18 protein-coding genes are annotated in these 15,873 nt (G+C 61.9%); 5 read left to right on the plus strand and 13 right to left on the minus strand.

Annotation, left to right across the window (positions count from 1 at the left end; translation table 11 throughout):
• Positions 1–5: 5 nt before the first annotated feature.
• The 8 genes from pstA to E0L29_RS00695 form a co-directional block, all read right to left on the minus strand.
• Positions 6–1,352 carry a phosphate ABC transporter permease PstA gene (gene pstA / locus E0L29_RS00660; RefSeq protein WP_131353514.1) on the minus strand — a complete coding sequence of 449 codons (1,347 nt, stop codon included), beginning with the start codon at positions 1,350–1,352 and terminating at the stop codon, positions 6–8.
• Between the two features lie 31 nt (positions 1,353–1,383).
• Positions 1,384–2,547, minus strand: a complete 1,164-nt coding sequence (locus E0L29_RS00665) for a PstC family ABC transporter permease (protein ID WP_131353516.1) — start codon at positions 2,545–2,547, stop codon at positions 1,384–1,386.
• Between the two features lie 217 nt (positions 2,548–2,764).
• Positions 2,765–3,574: a phosphate ABC transporter substrate-binding protein gene (locus E0L29_RS00670; RefSeq protein WP_131354652.1), complete on the minus strand. Its 810-nt coding sequence runs from the start codon at positions 3,572–3,574 to the stop codon at positions 2,765–2,767.
• Positions 3,575–3,731: 157 nt separating this feature from the next.
• Positions 3,732–4,547, minus strand: a complete 816-nt coding sequence (locus E0L29_RS00675) for a phosphate ABC transporter substrate-binding protein (protein ID WP_131353518.1) — start codon at positions 4,545–4,547, stop codon at positions 3,732–3,734.
• Between the two features lie 195 nt (positions 4,548–4,742).
• Positions 4,743–5,927: a putative porin gene (locus E0L29_RS00680; RefSeq protein WP_131353520.1), complete on the minus strand. Its 1,185-nt coding sequence runs from the start codon at positions 5,925–5,927 to the stop codon at positions 4,743–4,745.
• 129 nt (positions 5,928–6,056) lie between these two features.
• On the minus strand, positions 6,057–6,317 hold the full coding sequence (locus E0L29_RS00685) for a hypothetical protein (protein ID WP_131353522.1): 261 nt from the start codon (positions 6,315–6,317) through the stop codon (positions 6,057–6,059).
• A gap of 85 nt (positions 6,318–6,402) precedes the next feature.
• A complete protein-coding gene (locus tag E0L29_RS00690) occupies positions 6,403–7,095 on the minus strand; it encodes a GNAT family N-acetyltransferase (RefSeq protein WP_131353524.1) in 693 nt (230 codons plus the stop codon).
• Between the two features lie 19 nt (positions 7,096–7,114).
• Positions 7,115–7,942, minus strand: a complete 828-nt coding sequence (locus E0L29_RS00695; RefSeq protein WP_131353526.1) for a lysophospholipid acyltransferase family protein — start codon at positions 7,940–7,942, stop codon at positions 7,115–7,117.
• A 214-nt stretch (positions 7,943–8,156) separates the two neighbouring features.
• On the opposite strand from E0L29_RS00695, the gene E0L29_RS00700 reads away from it, so the two are divergent.
• Both E0L29_RS00700 and E0L29_RS00705 read left to right on the plus strand, forming a co-directional pair.
• Positions 8,157–8,816, plus strand: a complete 660-nt coding sequence (locus tag E0L29_RS00700) for a class I SAM-dependent methyltransferase (protein WP_131353528.1) — start codon at positions 8,157–8,159, stop codon at positions 8,814–8,816.
• Between the two features lie 29 nt (positions 8,817–8,845).
• Positions 8,846–9,508: an HAD family hydrolase gene (locus tag E0L29_RS00705; RefSeq protein ID WP_131353531.1), complete on the plus strand. Its 663-nt coding sequence runs from the start codon at positions 8,846–8,848 to the stop codon at positions 9,506–9,508.
• Positions 9,509–9,544: 36 nt separating this feature from the next.
• Here the strand turns inward: E0L29_RS00705 and E0L29_RS00710 are convergent, their stop codons facing one another.
• Together E0L29_RS00710 and E0L29_RS00715 are read right to left on the minus strand one after the other, a co-directional pair.
• A complete protein-coding gene (locus E0L29_RS00710; RefSeq protein ID WP_131353533.1) occupies positions 9,545–10,618 on the minus strand; it encodes a metallophosphoesterase family protein in 1,074 nt (357 codons plus the stop codon).
• 53 nt (positions 10,619–10,671) lie between these two features.
• Complete coding sequence (locus E0L29_RS00715) at positions 10,672–11,391, minus strand: phosphotransferase (protein ID WP_131353535.1); 720 nt, start codon at positions 11,389–11,391, stop codon at positions 10,672–10,674.
• A gap of 140 nt (positions 11,392–11,531) precedes the next feature.
• Here E0L29_RS00715 and trmH point away from each other — a divergent pair, with 140 nt between their 5' ends.
• A complete protein-coding gene (gene trmH, locus E0L29_RS00720) occupies positions 11,532–12,191 on the plus strand; it encodes a tRNA (guanosine(18)-2'-O)-methyltransferase TrmH (RefSeq protein WP_131353537.1) in 660 nt (219 codons plus the stop codon).
• Here the strand turns inward: trmH and E0L29_RS00725 are convergent.
• Entirely contained in the window at positions 12,143–12,502 is a 360-nt protein-coding gene (locus tag E0L29_RS00725; protein WP_131353539.1) for a hypothetical protein, read from the minus strand. The genes trmH and E0L29_RS00725 overlap by 49 nt on opposite strands.
• Before the next feature lie 95 nt (positions 12,503–12,597).
• A complete protein-coding gene (locus E0L29_RS00730; RefSeq protein ID WP_131353541.1) occupies positions 12,598–12,804 on the minus strand; it encodes a hypothetical protein in 207 nt (68 codons plus the stop codon).
• Between the two features lie 255 nt (positions 12,805–13,059).
• Here E0L29_RS00730 and E0L29_RS00735 point away from each other — a divergent pair, with 255 nt between their 5' ends.
• Both E0L29_RS00735 and E0L29_RS00740 read left to right on the plus strand, forming a co-directional pair.
• Positions 13,060–14,490: a sigma-54 dependent transcriptional regulator gene (locus E0L29_RS00735; protein ID WP_131353543.1), complete on the plus strand. Its 1,431-nt coding sequence runs from the start codon at positions 13,060–13,062 to the stop codon at positions 14,488–14,490.
• Between the two features lie 5 nt (positions 14,491–14,495).
• On the plus strand, positions 14,496–14,906 hold the full coding sequence (locus E0L29_RS00740) for an NUDIX hydrolase (RefSeq protein ID WP_131353545.1): 411 nt from the start codon (positions 14,496–14,498) through the stop codon (positions 14,904–14,906).
• On the opposite strand, the gene trxB is transcribed toward E0L29_RS00740, so the two are convergent.
• Positions 14,896–15,831: a thioredoxin-disulfide reductase gene (gene trxB / locus E0L29_RS00745; protein ID WP_131353547.1), complete on the minus strand. Its 936-nt coding sequence runs from the start codon at positions 15,829–15,831 to the stop codon at positions 14,896–14,898. The two genes, E0L29_RS00740 and trxB, sit on opposite strands and share 11 nt — an antisense overlap.
• Between the last annotated feature and the right edge of the window lie 42 nt (positions 15,832–15,873).

Below are 15,873 nucleotides of genomic sequence, written 5' to 3' on the forward strand. Positions count from 1 at the left end.
GTTGATCAGCCTTTTAATTTCTTGGTTATGCGCGCCCTGAGGAGCACCGCCGAGAGGTTCAGGAGCAGCACGATACTGACGAGGGCGAGCACCATGCCGTACTGCACGTGGCGGATTTCAGAGGCCATCTCGTGCTCGCTGGCGAGGTTGTAGATGTTCCAGGAGAGCGCCGGGGTCGGCGAGGAGAGCACATCGGCCAGGCCGATGGCCGAACCTACGCTGACGGCCGCCGTGAAGATGATGGGAGCGGTCTCGCCGGCCGCGCGGCCGAGACTGATCACGCCGCCTGTGATGATGCCGGGAAGTGCCGCGGGAAGGATCACCGTCACGATGGTGTTCCACTTGGTCGAGCCGAGCCCGAGCGAAGCCTCCTTGTAGGTCTTCGGAACCGAAAGGATCGCCTCCTCGGCGGCCCTGATGATGGTCGGCAGGATCATGATGGCGAGCGTCAGCGCACCGGCAAGCACGCTCTTCGACTCGGACACCTTCAGCGTGTTGATGAAGAAGGCGAGGCCGAAAAGACCGAAGACGATGCTCGGCACGCCGGCCAGGGTGCTGTTGGCGCTGCGGAGCATGCTGGTGAAGAGGTTGTCCTTGGCATACTCGGTGAAATAGATGGCCGCGACCACACCGAGCGGGAAGGCGAAGAGCATGGCGCCGATGGCGAGGAAGAAGGTACCCTGGATCTCGGGCCAGATGCCGCCGAAGATGTGGGCGTCAACGGACTTGTCGAAGAGGAACCCCCAGTAGGCGGTGAAACGCGGAAGGAGCATCTTTTCTGCGTTCTGCTCGACGTAGCTGAAGAGCGGCAGAAGGCTGGTGCCCTCGAACGACTCGGCGCGGCGCACGAAGTACTCCTTGGCCATGACGTTGGGATCCGAATAGTCCCACTTGGACTCGTAGAGCAGCTCGTGGAGCTTCTCCTCCGCCTTCTCCCAGCGGGTCTGGCCGTAGCGGAACCGGGTGAGGATGCCGGGCTCCTCTCCCGGAATCGGCCCGAGCAGACCCTGCAGGGCGGTCTTCACGGGACCGAGCTGCATGCGGTACTGGCGTGCCTTCACGGGATCCATCCCCTCGAGCTCCGCTTCGAACTCGCCGAGCATCCGGTAGGCCTCCATGCGGTAGCGCCCCGACTCCTCGATCTCGCGCTCCAGCTGAGCCTTGTCGCCGCGATGGAACTCGTCCTGGAGGAGTTTGCGATGCTCGATCGTACCCTGGAAAAACACGGCGCCGAGGCCGTTGTAGACGATGGGGGTGATGACAACCAGGAGCGCGAGGGCCATGACGACGATGGAGCCGATGCCCAGGGAGGTGAACGAACGGTCCAGTACTTTCCTTGTTCCGAGATTCATGACTGCCTGTTTGGTTGGGGATTGAGCCGTTTTACTGTCCGGAGAGGATCTTGCGCTGGCGGACGACGATGCGCTCGCTGACGAGGTTGCTGATGAAGCTGATGACGAGCAGCAGCAGGCCCATGGCGAAGAGCACGTGGTAGCGCGCCGAACCGGTCACCTGGTCGGCCTCGCCCATATCGCCGGCGATGGTGGCCGTCAGCGTGCGGACCGCTTCGAGATAGTTGTACCAGGGCTCGGGGATGTGCGAGGAATTGCCCGACGCCATCCAGACCACCATGGTCTCGCCGAGCGAGCGCATGATGCCGAGGATGACGGCGGCGAGTATTCCGCTGCTGGCAGCGGGAATGACGGTCTTGACGAGGGTCTCGGCACGGGTGGCCCCGAGCGCGTAGCTGCCTTCGCGCAGCTCGCGGCCGACCGACTGCAGGGAGTCCTCGGCGACGCTGACGATGGTGGGGAGCGCCATGAAGCTCAGGATGATGGAGACGTTCAGCGCGTTGGTGCCGGTGAGGATCTCCATGGCGTTCAGGCGCGAACCGACCACGTAGAGCACGAGCAGGGCCAAGAGGCCGAAGAGCGCCTGCAGCATGGTCGCGTAGCGCTTGCGGCGGAGGGGATCCTCGATCTTCGTGGTGAGGAGGTCGGAGCCGACAATGACCGAGAGAAGCAGGAACGGGGCGGCAAGGATCCACCAGACCCACATGAGCATCGGCCCGCCGCTCGTCTGCAGGAGCGGAGCGAGGATGACGAGGGCGAAGAAACCGAAGGCAACCGAAGGGATGGCGGCGAGCATCTCGATAACCGGCTTGGCGTACTGGCGAACCGAGAAGGGCAGAATGTCGCTGAGGCATACCGCGGCGGCGATCCCCATCGGCACGGCGAGCAGGGCAGAGCCGAGGGTGACCATGCCGGTGCCGTAGATGATGGCCAGGGCGCCGAACTCACCGGGCTCCCCTGCCGGGTACCAGCTGGTCGAGGTGAAAAACTCCGTGAACCCTCTCAGCTGGAAGTAGGGAACGGCGTCGACGGCGACGAAGTAGAAGATGAAGAGGACGACGATGGCGACGAACGAGGCGATGAGGAGCAGAACGGTCTCTCCGGCCGTGCGCGCCACCTTCTGCATTTTCCGCCGGCTCTCGCTGACGACGAAGGCCTGGGAACGGCTGCTCTCTTTCTGCACTTCTCCACTCATGATGATGCGGTTGATTTCCGGTAACGGGGCGCATGGGGGCCCACTGGATTCAATGCCTCAAATCTATACTCTTTGGCGAAAGAAAAAAACGCAGGCTTGTTACAACTTTGCAACAACCCGAAAAGCGGCCGTAAACAGCACAGCCGGAAAGGATTCCTGTTCCGGCTGTATGCGAGTGGCTGCGACTGCATGGATCTGGGGGACGAGGGGGGCGCGCTTACCGGCTGATGTACCCCAGTTCGCTGATGATGCGCATGCCGTCGGGAGTGGCGGAAAGCGAGAGGAACTCTTTAAGCTGGCCCACCGGTACTCCGTTCGTGTAGAAATAGAGCTTCCGCCAGAGCGGATAGGTCCCGCTCCTGACGCTCTCGACCGTCGGAACGACGCCGTCGACGGGAATCGGCCTGACGGAGGAGTCGACGAAGCCCATGCCGATGAATCCGATCGAGGTCCGGGTTGTGGAAACGCGGTTCTTGACAGCACCGTTGCTGGCCTGTGTTTCGGCGAGGCGGGTGATCTGCGAGGCTTTGCCGGTGACGAGCGTCTTGAACGACTCCTGCGTGCCGCTGTTCGATTCGCGCTGGATCACGACAATACGGGCGTTGGGACCGCCGACCTGCTGCCAGTTGGTGTAGCGGCCGGTATAGATGCCGGCTATCTGGGCCCTCGTAAGCCCGCGCACGGGGTTGGCCGGATTGACGATGATGGCGATGGCATCGAGGGCCGCCACATGCTGCACGGGATTGACGCCCATCTTGCGGGCCGCGGCGATCTCCTGCGGCTTCATGTCGCGCGACATGGCAGCGATGTCACAGGCGCCGTTGATGAGGCTCTTGGCTCCGTTGCCGCTCCCCGACTCGCTGACGGTCACCGCAACGCCGGTCTTTTTCATATAGTACGCCGCAAACGACTTGGCTATCGGGCCGACGGTCGTCGAACCGTCAATCACGATACCCGTCCCTGCTGCGGAAACGTCCGCCCCGCCGAGCAGCAGCGCCGCAATCAGCAGCATGAGCACCCTCTTCATCATCATACCTGGTTCAATGTATTGTAATGGATTCCGTACTGGGAAAGGTAGGAAAAAGATGGCGCCCCCGCCAACACAAATAAAAAGCCCTCCCGGCACGAATGCGGGGAGGGCGTCATCAGGGCAGCGTATCATGCCGCCACCGCGAAGTGGCAGCTTACTTATTCACGAACCCGAGTTCGCTGATCATGCGCATGCCGGCAGAGGTCTGGTTGAGGTCGATGAACTGCTTCACGACACCGGTCGGCTCGCCGTTGGTGTACATGAAGAGCGGACGGGAGATCGGGTAGGAACCGTCCTTGACCGTCTCGACGCTCGGGGTGACACCGTTGACCTTCACGGCCTTCACGGAACCGTCGACGAAACCGAGGCCGACGAAGCCGATGGCGGCAGGGGTCGAAGCAACGCGGCTCTTGACGGCGCCGTTGCTGGCCTGGGTCTCGGCACGCTTGGAGATCGGGTAGGCCTTGCCCATGACGAGGTGCTTGAAGGTGTCCTGGGTACCGCTGTTGGACTCACGCTGGATCTTGACGATCGCGGCGCTCGGTCCGCCGACCTGGTTCCAGTTGGTCACCTTGCCGGAGTAGATGTCGCGGATCTGGGCGAGCGTGAGGTTCTGGACGCGGTTGCTCGGGTTGACGACGACGGCGATACCGTCGAGGGCGACGACATGCTCGACCGGGTTGACACCCTTGGCCTTGGCGGCGGCGACTTCCTTGTCCTTCATTGCGCGCGACATGTTGGCGATGTCGCAGGTGCCGTTGATGATGCTCTTGGCGCCGTTGCCGGAGCCGGACTCACTGACGGTCACTTCGGTACCGGTGGTCTTGGTGAAGTATGCAGCGAAGGACTTGGCGATCGGGCCGACGGTGGTCGAACCGTCCATGACGATCTTCTGGGCGGCGGAAGCCTCGCCGGAAGCCATCATACCGAATACAGCCGCACCCATGAGGATCTTGCTGAAGAGTTTCATGATAGAGTGATTTGTTTAGAGTTGGTTAGCGGAACGAGAGAACAGACGAAATGCTTTTGTGCGCTCTAAAGGCAGGAGCGGATGGCTTTTTTAAAAAAGGCTGCCCTGCCGGAGAAGCAGGAGCAGCCTTGCAGGCCAACCACACAACCTGACGAAGAAAGAACAGCACACACGAAAGAACAACACACAAATGGTTTAGAACTTCACGACGACGTCGGCCTGGAGGAGGTGGCCGCGGTCATCAGCCTTGGCGGTGGCAGTACCAGCGTTAATCAGCTCGTCATTGAAGTAGGTCAGACCAAGCGTCATGTTCTGGATCAGCGCGTACTTCACACCGGTCTTCCAACCCTGGATGTTGGTATGCACACCGAAGAGCTCGCCACGGTCGCTATCGGTCATGAAGTTGTTCACTGCATCCTCTTCGATGTGGTAGTACTCGGCGTAACCCTCAAGCTGGCCGGGGTTCTTGGCCTTACCAAGCTTCAGGCCAACCAGGTAAGCGTTGCGGTCGCCATCCTGGATTTCGGAGTACTCGCTATGCTTGGCCGTGTTGAAGGCGTACTGCCCATAAGCCTTCCAGGGAAGCGACGAAACCTTGCCGCCAATATTGCCGAAGAATTCGACGATATTGAAATCCAAATTAGCAAAAGGCGTAACCGGCGTATCCGGCGTATCCCCAGAAATTACTTCACCTTCATCCGAGTATTTTGCATCAAAAAGTATGGTCGTACCGATAGAGCAATAATCGTAATAAGAAGCTCCGATCTGATAGGCGAGATCAGAAACCGTCCCCTTGTACGAACCCTGAACCGCGAAAAGATAGGCATCCGTCGCATCGGAAGCCTTCAGGTAGTCGTAAACGTAATAGCCGAGATTGGCAGAGAAACCGTCCTTCTCCTTACCCTTGGCATCCTTGCCGTACTGCAGAGTCATACCTTCAAGAGTGACGTCACCATCCCAGATCAGGTCGTCCATAACCGTAAGGGTCTCCTTGCTGTAGCGCTTACCGAGAAGGATATTCACATCACCGTTGAGGAGCATCGGATGATAGTTGATGTACCCTTCGCTCAGAGAGATCGTATCACCGTCAAAGTTTCCGGTATCACCAAACGTAGAGTTTGCCGAAGTCGCGTCAGAACCGGTACGGATCTCAAAGCCCGATGAGAGCTCTTCGTTGATCCACATGTCGGCACCGAGACGAACACGGATACGATGGCGATCACGGCTGTGGTCAGTGGAATTGTTATCCACGTTATCATCAAGAAGCTGGCTCTGGTAACGATAGCGGATATCGCCCTTCCAGTTCCAGTCGATAGCCTGGGCGTTGCTCGAGAACCCGAGAACGGCGGCCAGACCGATTAAGAATGCTGTCTTTTTCATGATATGGTATTGGTTGGTTTGCGTTGTGTTAATGCGCTTGCACGAATTTTTTCATGCGGTGTAAATCTATAGACCCAGTGTTACGGAACGGTTAAGGCTTTGTAAAGAGAGTGTGAACAGAAAAGGGGCTCAAATCTTCAGGTCGGTCACCACCACCGCCCCGTGGAAGCGGCGGTCGGGGAAGATCACCCGGCCCTTCCGGTTGATCACCACGTGCGGGTAGCCGGACCTGTCGAGCAGTGAAAGAAGCCGGGCGAGGTCCTTCCTGGATCCCGGCTTGATGATGACGTCGGCCATGGCGTCGACCTTCCTGACGTTGTGTTTGGAGAGCTCCTCCCTCAGGAAGAACTCCCCTTTCACTTCGGCTCTCAGCTCTTCGAGACTCGGCATGGCATACTCCTTTCTGCGGCTTCACGAACTCCTTCCGTCAATCCACCCTTCGGCGCAGCTCCCGCTAAGGATCAAGCACCGCCTCCTACCCCCCGGCGAGCGGCCGGCGGCCAAGCACGGCGCGGAGGGCCGCCCGGCGCGCCTCCTTGCGCTCGATCACCGTCCTGATGCCCTCGAGGAGCTCCATGTGGATGCGGTTGCGGCTGTTCTTGATGCGCCCGTACAGCTTCAGGATGTCGAGCGTCAGGATGATGCGCGTCGAACTGCAGTTCAGGTCGCCGAACAGGTGCTTGCCGACCACCTCGAACCCGAGCACGCGGGTGTGGAAGTTGAAGGGCGAATTCGCCTCCCCTTCGAAGACGTCGGTGATGAAGTGCGTGTAGTCGCGCTCGACCACCTCGGTCGTCGCCGCGCGCATGAGCCGGAGCGCGATGCGCGGGTTGCGGCGATGCTCCCCGAGTATCATGAAGCGGCCGATCTCGGCGTAGCGTCCCGCGGTGCGGAGCTTCTCCGGGTCGATGCCCGGCTCGAACATCACCTGGTACTCGGCCGGGAGCTCAAGCGGCGGATCGTAGAGCAGGCGGATGATGCCGGCCGGACGCCCGCCGACCTCGGCGAGGAACCACGAGACACCCTCGCTTTTGAGGTCGGCCTCCGGCAGCTGGCCCTCGACGCCCGAGATCCAGTTCTTTTCATTGCGGAAGACCTGCTCGACGACCTCGAGCGCGAGCCGGCGATCGGCCTGGCTTTCGACTTTCCTGACGGTAAGCGTAGACATGGGGAGATCCTCCGTTTCGTTACAGACCCGCCTCTCCGACCGCAAGCGGCGGAGTCGGAACGGACCCGAATGGTTGCTGGTTGCTTAAAAACTCTTCGCCGGGAACCGGGCCGCCGTAGCGCTTGCCGGAGAGGGCCGCGAGGCGGTGCATGACGGCGTGGGTGAGGTTTGTTGCGAGCTCCCCGCGTCGTTGCGCCGATCGCGGCACAGCCTTCGTCGCAGCAAGGTAGGCCTCCGACTGAGGTGAAAGCTCGATCGGCTCCCCCACCCTCACGATGGTGCGGCCGAGCACCGGGATGCGCCCCTTCTTCATGCGGAGCGGGAAATCGATGCCGACGGGTATGATCGGAGCGCCGGTCGAGAGCGCGATGTGGCCGATACCGATCTTGCCCTTCGCCAGGGTCCCGGCGTCGCGGTTGCGCCGCCCCTCCGGAAAGATCCCGATGCTCCGGCCGGAGCGGATCTTGCGGCAGCAGCGCTCGATGGTGTCCTCGGCCGTCCTCACCGGGCGCGACGACTCGATCCATCGGAGGCTGGAACGCTTGTTGTAGACGTAGACCGGATCGATCATCTCCATCAGCCGGCCGAGCACCGGAACGCGGCCGTACATCCAGTCGATGACGAAGCTGATGGTGTGCCCCCCCATGTGGTAGATGAAGAAGATCGGCACCATCAGGGCCTCGGCGGAGTTGTTGTGGTTGAAGGCGAAGATGCAGGGCCTGCCGTCGCGCGGCAGGTTCTGGAGCCCTTCCGCCTTCAGGAGCAGGAAGTTCGGAAGCATGAGGAGGCGGAGCAGGAGCGCCCGCATCGGCGAAAGCCGGGGAAGCGGCCGGAAATAGTCCTTCATTCGTCTCGAGGCTCGTTGCTGCCGCGGGGTGGCGGCAAAGGTTGCAAGGGTACGAATGAAAGAACGCCAATGAGTGTTGACGGACGGTTACGGGGATGCAACGATTCTGCAAATCATGCGCCGAGGGGGCCACAACAGCGCGGGAAGAAACAAATAATGGCGGCGAAGGGGTTTTAGGCTTTGCGCAGAATGTCGAATTCTTATTTTTCCACCTATGACACACCAATGGCACAGTTCGGATAAGTTCAACCGCCAGGCGGAGGGATGGGATGAAAACCCCCGTCGCCTCGGCATCGCCGAATCCGTCTTCAGGGCGCTTTCAGAAACCGTCCACTTCAAGGCGTGGCACGAAGTCCTCGAGTTCGGCTGCGGGACGGGGCTCGTCACGATGCAGGTGGCCCCGCTCGTGAGGAAGCTGACGGCGATCGACACCTCGCACCGGATGCTCGGCGTGCTGGAGGGCAAGATCATGGCGACGGAAACGAAGAACATCGAATCGCGCTGCCTCGACCTCACCGACCCCGGCGAGATGCACCTCCTTCCGAAAGGACATTTCAACGTCGTCTACGCGAGCATGACGCTCCACCATATCGACGACACCGCCGCATTCCTCAAGGAGATCGCAGGACTGCTAGCCCCCGGAGGAACGCTTGCCATCGCGGACCTCGACCATGAGGACGGCTATTTCCACGACGACGCCGAAGAGAAGGTCCACCCCGGATTCGAGCGCAGGGCACTCGCCACCATGCTCGAAGCGGCAGGCCTCAAAAACCCCGCGTTCCGCACCGCCATGACGGTCGAGAAGAAGAACCGGGCGGGCCGCCAGGCCTCCTACCCCATTTTCCTCGCTACGGCGACCAAACCGGCGGCCTGAAGAGGGGCCGCCCACAGACCCTCCCCCACATGCACTGCAAAGCGGTCATCTTCGACATGGACGGAACCCTCCTCGACACGCTCGAGGACATCCAGGTTACCCTCAACACCGTACTCGAAGCCAACGGCTACCCCACCCACAGTCTCGAACAGTGCCGCTACCTGGTCGGCAGCGGCATGCGCGAGCTGGTCCGCCGGGCCGTGCCCGAAAAGGCGCGCACGAGCGAAACCCTCGAACGGATCTTCGGGGAGCTGACAGAGCATTACGCCGGGAACTGGAACGTACGCTCCAAGCCCTATCCGGGCATCCCGGAGATGCTCGACGGCCTAGAGAAGCTGGGGCTGAAGAAGGCGATCCTCTCGAACAAGGCGGACCGGTTCACCAAACTCTGCGCCGGGGAGCTCCTCGCCGGCTGGAAGTTCGACGTCGTCATGGGCCACCATGACGCCATCGGCCACAAACCGGCTCCCGAAGGGGCGCTGAAAGTCGCCGCGATGCTCAAGGAAAAACCCGAAGACATCCTCTACGTCGGCGATACCGGCATCGACATGCTGACGGCCACACGTGCCGGCATGTACCCGCTCGGAGTGCTCTGGGGGTTCCGCCCGGAGGCGGAGCTGGTGGAATCGGGAGCGAAATCCCTCACGGCGGAGCCGGCAGGGGTGCTCCGCCACCTCGAGAACTGCGGCTGAGCAAGACCATTTCGGCGCCCTGCAAAGAGCGGAAGCTCAGGCCAGGAGGTGGAGGCGTGAAAAGACGTAGTCGAGCGAATCCTCGTTGAGCACGATCCGGTAGAAGCCGCTCGAGCCCAGTTCATGCGGGCTGTTGTCGCGGTCGCTCATGAACCGGCGGCTCTGCTTGCCGTTGTACCAGTAGACGAGCCGGATGCGGTTTCCCTCGATCTCGAGGGCGGTGATGCCGCGTTTGCCGATGGCGCAGCCCGAGTTGAAGACGCTCGGGATGGTGATGTTGTTGTAAAGCCCGCTGCGAAGACCGATCCGCTTGCCCTCTGAGTAGCAGGCCTCGAGCTCCCCTTTCAGCCCCGCGATCTTCCCCTCTATCCTTTCCTTCTCCCCGTTCTCGGCCGACGAGTACGCCCGGCAGAGCTCTTCGATGCGGTAGTTGAGGTAGTCGACCTTCGAGAGCGACTCGAAGAGCGGGCGGTGGGTATGGCCGATGACGGAGACCACCTTGGCCTGGTTGGAAAACTCGTAGATGGACTTTTCGATGGCGAAACGCCGCCGGCTGTTGTAGGCGATGGAGAAGTTGCGGATGCCGACCGGCTTTGCGATGTAGCGGAGGAAGAAGACGACGGCCCGGCTGACGATCGGATAGGTCTCCCAGAGCAGGACGGAGGCCTGGTGGCCGTGGAAGACGAGGACGGTCTCGTCCCCGTAGGAGAACTTGACCGACTCGACGAGCGAATCGGCGAGCGGGTAGCCGCGGGCCAGGGCAAGCTCGGCATCGTGGTTGCCGATGGTCTTCCAGAGGAACGCCTCGCGACGGAACGATTCGAAGAGATCGTACATCCCCCGCCACTCGGCGGTGATCTCCTCGAGCGGGAACTTGAAGAGCTCCTCGATATCCCCGTTGAGCACGAGGCCGTAGCGCTCCGGCAGGTAGTAGCCGGAGAGCATCGAGGAGACGAGCTGGCTGTTGCGGCGGAACTCGTCGCGCCGTCCGCCGTTGCCCATATGGAGATCGCTGAGGATGAGGACTCGGCTGTCGGCCTCGAGGCTCACCTCGCGGGCGTTTCGGAGCAGGCGCTCCAGCTGGGGGTGTTTCTTCTGATGGATGCTCATGGTGACTGCTGTGCCGCGTCGCCCCGGGGATGCATCGCCCGCCGCCGGGGCGGTCATGGCATGCCTGGACTGGGGAAACCATCCCCCCTGAGCGGCCCTCCCCGGTACAGGAAGAGGGAAACCGCGGCGTTGGTACGGATCGCCTGCTTGACCGCTTCGGCATTGCCGTCGCATCTGAGCAGCGTCTTCCATGAACGAAGATGCTTCTCTTCATGGAAGTCCGAGTTAGCGATATAGTTAAATTTTTTCAACCCCACAACATTGAAAAGGTCGTCGCGGTTGGCGACCTCCCAGGCGTCGAACATCGAGGCGTAGCGTTCGTGGTGCTGCCAGAGGTGCTCGGAGGGCGACTCGCCCGAGTGGTTGCGCACGAAGGGGTGGCAGGCCACCGAAACGGCCCCCTGGCGCCGGATCTCGCAAAGCATCGGCTCGACTTCCAGGTCCGGGCTGATGAACTCCTTCACGTCGAGGGCGAGGATGTGGTAGCGTGAGGTGTTGTTGGTGAGCTCCATGCCGGGAAGGAGCAGCATGTGCCACCGTTCCCAGGCCAAGCGTGCGGCCTCCCAGAGCTCGTGCAGGTACTCGCCGAACCGCTCCTCCGGCACGCTCCAGTGCGGCTCCCCGGCAGCAAGGCTCCCGCTGTCGAGCACGTGGTCGGTGATGGCGATGACGTCGAAGCCGGTGCGGCCGTAGAGCTCGACGACCTCCGCAACGGAGAGCGCGCCGTCGCTCCAGGTGGTATGGATGTGGAAATCGCAGAAGAGCCAGTCCATCGTCGAACGGGATGAGGGATTGAAAAGAAACCGATGCAAGTGGAAGCGCTCTCAAGGTAGCACACCGGGTGCCGGCAATTGCCCCGATTATTGTTAACTTGAGGAAAAATCACGTCGAACCACAAGAAACACCGAGCCCCTTGATCGATCCCGAACGGTTCAGAAAGATCCGGCGCATGCTCCTCCGCCGCCAGCCGGACCTGACGGTGGTGATGGACAGCGTCAACAAGCCGCACAACCTCTCGGCCGTCATCCGCAGCTGCGACGCCGTCGGTATCCACGACCTCTACGCCGTCACGAAAAAGAAGTCGGTCCACACCCGCCAGCACGCCGCGGCCGGCTCGAGCCGCTGGACCGACCTGCACCTCCACACCGACATCCGGGAGGTCTGCAGAGAGCTCCGCACGAAGGGCATGCAGCTGCTCGCGGCAACCGGCGCCCCCGGATCCGTGGACTTCCGACGGTTCGACTTCACGCGCCCCACGGCCGTCATCCTCGGCGCGGAATGGGACGGAGTCTCGAAGGCCGCCCTCCTGGAGGCCGACCACCTCATCATGGTGCCGACGCACGGAATGGTGGAATCGCTGAACGTCTCGGTGGCGGCGGCCGTCGTCCTCTTCGAGGCCGAACGCCAGCGCACCCTGAAGGGAATGTACCTCGAGCGGCAGCTGGAGGAGGAGCGATACCGGAGGCTGCTCTTCGAACTCTCCTACCCGCGCCTCAGCGACCAGCTGAGGGAAAAGGGGCTCCCCTACCCCCCGCTCGACGAGGATGGGGGGATCGTGCGCCTGGAGACGTAGCAGCTGAACCGCCCCTCGCCCTCCTCGCCTTCGATGTGGCGGTGCAGCATCGAGAGCAGCCGGTCGATCTCCTCGAGCAGGCGGGAGTGGTTGAAGGCGAGGGCCACGAGGAACATCGGAAAGGAGATATGCTCGCGCCGGAGCTTGCGGAGCACGTTGGCCATGGCGCCGGCCATGACGGGAAACCCCGGAGAGGGCCCGCTCTGGGCGGCAGGCCGGGAGGGCGGCTGGGGCGCATAGTCGCAGCTGAACCGGAAATCCTCGCTGCCGTCCCACTCTATGACGATCCGGTATGGTTTGGGAGGGGTCATGTCCTGGCGTTTTAAACGCTATATAACCAAACAGGGCAAGCACTGCACAGCGGCTCCTGTTACGGCTCTGCAAAAAGTGCGGGGAGGAAGGGTTTTCAGGCCGAAAGACCGGCGCGGAGCTCACGGATCAGCTCCTGCAGCGCAAGAAGGTCCTCGGTGATGGCGTCGAGCAGCTCGGAAAGCTCCCTGCGTTCAGGGCCGCTCATGCGAGCTATTTTCTCCTTCTTCGAAAGCAGGTCGCTGACGGCACCATCAAGCGCCGTACACGCATCGGTAAGTTTTCTGGAGATATCACTCGTCATGATGAACTTCCCTTCGGGGAACGGTGTTTAGAATGCACTGGATGAAAAGAACTCCCGCAAGAACCGTACCATCGGCGCCCTCCCACAGACTTTGCCCCAAAGGCAGGAAGGTCCGCTCCCGAATGGAACGACATGGAGAGCCATTGCGGAACAACTGTCCCAGAACAGGCCGGGATTGCAGGTGGCGGGAAGCCGGCGTATATTGAAACACACGAGAAACACCGAAAACACACGCCCCAACACACGACCGATCCCATGGCGACAGAGAAACAACCCAAAACCGTCCTCGTAGCCGACGACAGCTCGGTCATCAGGACGCTCATGGTGCACCTGCTCAAAAAGCTCGGATACCGCCCCCTGACGGCACAAAACGGAGAGGAATGCATCACCGCCCTCAAAGAAAAAACGGTGGACGTGCTCCTGCTCGACCTGAACATGCCCCGCAAAAACGGCATGGAGGTGCTCCGCTGGATCGGCGATGAGAAGCTCGCGCTGCCGGTGATCATCATCACCGCCCTCGAAGACGTGAGCCAGGCGGTCCAGTGCATGAAGATGGGGGCCTACGAGTACCTGACCAAGCCGGTCGAGAACGACCGGCTGGAGATCATCCTGCGCAACGCGCTGGCCGAATCGGGTCTGAAGGCGAAGGTGGCGGTGCTGGAAAAGCAGCTCATCACCAAAGACCTCTTCGGCGAGATCCGTGGCGACAGCCCGGCACTCAAGCGCTCGATCGACCAGGCGATGCAGGTGATGGAGACCGACATGAACGTGCTGCTCAACGGCGAGAGCGGTACCGGAAAAGAGCTCTTCGCACGCGCCATCCACCAGGGCAGCCGGCGCAAGGACGGACCGTTCGTCACCATCAACTGCGCGGCGATCTCGAGCGAGCTGGCAGAGAGCCTGCTCTTCGGCCACAGCAAGGGGTCCTTCACCGGCGCCAGCAGCGACCACGCCGGCTACTTCGAACAGGCCGACGGGGGCACCATCTTCCTCGACGAAATCGGAGACATGAGCCTCGACATCCAGGCCAAGGTGCTGCGGGCGCTCCAGGAAAAGAAGATCCGACGCGTCGGAGAGAAGAAGGAACGCTCGGTCGACTTCCGGCTGATATCGGCGACACACCGGGACTTCTCCCGGGCCATCACCGAAAACACCTTCCGTGCCGACCTTTATTACCGGCTCGAGGAGTACCCGCTCTACATCCCGCCGCTCCGGGAGCGCCCCGAAGACATCATACCGCTGGCGGAGCACTTCCTCGCAGAGTTCTGCAAGGCCAACGGCCTCGAACCCCCCTCGATCGATCACGAAGCGCTCCGGATGCTCGAATCGCACAGCTGGCCGGGCAACATCCGCGAACTGCAGAACATCATCCGCCGCGCCGTGCTGACGGCCGAGAACGGCCGCATCACCTCCTTTGCGCTGCAGCCGGCGCAGCAGTCCGCATTAACGACCGGGCCGAAAGAAACCCCGGCGACAGGACAGCCCGAAAAACCGGCCGCCCAGAGCGACGGACAGGCGATGCTCAGGGAGATCGAGCTGCAGGCCATCGTCGACACCTACCGGAAGTGCGGCGGCAACCAGAGCCGGACGGCGGAACTGCTCGGCATCAGCCGCTCCACCCTCATCCGCAAGATGAAGCGCTACGGCCTCTCCAAAAGCGTCTCCATCGAACAGGCCGGCGAGTAGCAGCGATGAACGAGTCCGCCCCGCGGCACACGGGATCGAGCATCATCATCCATGACGGCAGGGGTTCGGTGCTGCTGTTCCTGCGCGACGACAAAAAGGAGATCCCCTACCCCGGCATGTGGGACCTGCCGGGAGGGCACGTCGAGGCGGGGGAAACCCCCTACCGGTGCATCGTGCGCGAGATGATGGAGGAGATAGAAACGGACGTGGAGGGATGCCGCCCCTTCAGGCGGTACGAGTTCCGGGACCGGACGGAGCATGTCTTCGAGATGCGCCTCGAGCTCGATCTTGAACGCACCACGCTGCACGAAGGCCAGCTTCTCCGCTGGTTCACACGAGGCGAAACGGAGCGGACGGAGCTGGCCTACGGGTTCAACCGGGTGCTCGGCGAGTGGTTCGAAGCCTTCAGCGGATAGTTTCCAGGTAGCGCTCGGCATCGACGGCCGCCATGCAGCCCGTCCCGACGGCGGTAACGGCTTGGCGGTAGGTGAAGTCCTGCACGTCGCCGCAGGCGAACACGCCCTGGACGCTCGTTTCGGTCGACGACTTCTTCGTCTGGATGTAGCCGTAGTCGTCGATGTCGAGCTGGCCGTCGAACATCTTCGCATTCGGCGCATGGCCGATGGCCATGAAGACGCCGTCGCAGGCATGCTCCAGGAGCTCGCCGGTCCTGACGTCCTTCAGCCGGATGCCGGTCACCTTCTGGCCGTCACCGAGGATCTCGTCGACCACCGCATTGAGGATGGTGTCGATCTTCGGATTCTTGCCTGCCCGAAGGCTCATGATCTTCGAAGCGCGGAACTCCTCCCGACGGTGCACGAGCACCACCCTGGAAGCGAATTTGGTGAGGTAGAGCGCCTCTTCCATCGCCGTATCCCCTCCCCCGATGACGAAGACCGTGCTGTCACGGAAGAAGAAGCCGTCGCAGGTCGCGCAGGCCGAGACGCCGCGACCGCGGTAGCGGTCCTCCGACTCGATGCCGAGCCACTTGGCGTTGGCGCCGGTGGCGATGATGAGGGAGCGGGTGAGGATCTCGCTGCCGTCCTCCATCGTCAGCGAAAACGGGCGGCGGGAAAGGTCGGCCTCGGTCACGCTGCCGTAGACGAACTCGGCATTGAACTTCGTGGCCTGGTCGCGCATCCGCTGCATGAGCTCAGGACCCTGGATCCCTTCGGGGAACCCGGGAAAATTCTCGATTTCCGAGGTGATCATCAGCTGGCCGCCGGGCTGGTAGCCGTCGATGACGAGCGGCTTGAGGTTCGCCCGACCGGTATAGATGGCTGCGGTGTATCCGGCCGGACCGGTACCGATGATGACGATGTCACGCACGTCTGCTTCCATGGCGCATTAAATCTGGTATGTAGGTTCGAGGAAATGGTGGGT

The organism is Chlorobium sp. N1, assembly GCF_004332115.1.
Lineage (GTDB): Bacteria > Bacteroidota > Chlorobiia > Chlorobiales > Chlorobiaceae > Chlorobium.

Excerpts from the sequence above, each read along its gene's own strand:
- E0L29_RS00725 (WP_131353539.1), bottom strand. The coding sequence starts at position 12,502 with ATGACCCCTCCCAAACCATACCGGATCGTCATAGAGTGGGACGGCAGC.
- E0L29_RS00685 (WP_131353522.1), bottom strand. The coding sequence starts at position 6,317 with ATGCCGAGTCTCGAAGAGCTGAGAGCCGAAGTGAAAGGGGAGTTCTTC.
- E0L29_RS00700 (WP_131353528.1), top strand. The coding sequence starts at position 8,157 with ATGACACACCAATGGCACAGTTCGGATAAGTTCAACCGCCAGGCGGAG.
- E0L29_RS00670 (WP_131354652.1), bottom strand. The coding sequence starts at position 3,574 with ATGAAGAGGGTGCTCATGCTGCTGATTGCGGCGCTGCTGCTCGGCGGG.
- E0L29_RS00715 (WP_131353535.1), bottom strand. The coding sequence starts at position 11,391 with ATGGACTGGCTCTTCTGCGATTTCCACATCCATACCACCTGGAGCGAC.
- E0L29_RS00675 (WP_131353518.1), bottom strand. The coding sequence starts at position 4,547 with ATGAAACTCTTCAGCAAGATCCTCATGGGTGCGGCTGTATTCGGTATG.
- E0L29_RS00740 (WP_131353545.1), top strand. The coding sequence starts at position 14,496 with ATGAACGAGTCCGCCCCGCGGCACACGGGATCGAGCATCATCATCCAT.
- E0L29_RS00665 (WP_131353516.1), bottom strand. The coding sequence starts at position 2,547 with ATGAGTGGAGAAGTGCAGAAAGAGAGCAGCCGTTCCCAGGCCTTCGTC.
- trxB (WP_131353547.1), bottom strand. The coding sequence starts at position 15,831 with ATGGAAGCAGACGTGCGTGACATCGTCATCATCGGTACCGGTCCGGCC.
- E0L29_RS00710 (WP_131353533.1), bottom strand. The coding sequence starts at position 10,618 with ATGAGCATCCATCAGAAGAAACACCCCCAGCTGGAGCGCCTGCTCCGA.
- E0L29_RS00690 (WP_131353524.1), bottom strand. The coding sequence starts at position 7,095 with ATGTCTACGCTTACCGTCAGGAAAGTCGAAAGCCAGGCCGATCGCCGG.
- E0L29_RS00695 (WP_131353526.1), bottom strand. The coding sequence starts at position 7,942 with ATGAAGGACTATTTCCGGCCGCTTCCCCGGCTTTCGCCGATGCGGGCG.
- pstA (WP_131353514.1), bottom strand. The coding sequence starts at position 1,352 with ATGAATCTCGGAACAAGGAAAGTACTGGACCGTTCGTTCACCTCCCTG.
- E0L29_RS00705 (WP_131353531.1), top strand. The coding sequence starts at position 8,846 with ATGCACTGCAAAGCGGTCATCTTCGACATGGACGGAACCCTCCTCGAC.
- E0L29_RS00730 (WP_131353541.1), bottom strand. The coding sequence starts at position 12,804 with ATGACGAGTGATATCTCCAGAAAACTTACCGATGCGTGTACGGCGCTT.
- E0L29_RS00735 (WP_131353543.1), top strand. The coding sequence starts at position 13,060 with ATGGCGACAGAGAAACAACCCAAAACCGTCCTCGTAGCCGACGACAGC.
- E0L29_RS00680 (WP_131353520.1), bottom strand. The coding sequence starts at position 5,927 with ATGAAAAAGACAGCATTCTTAATCGGTCTGGCCGCCGTTCTCGGGTTC.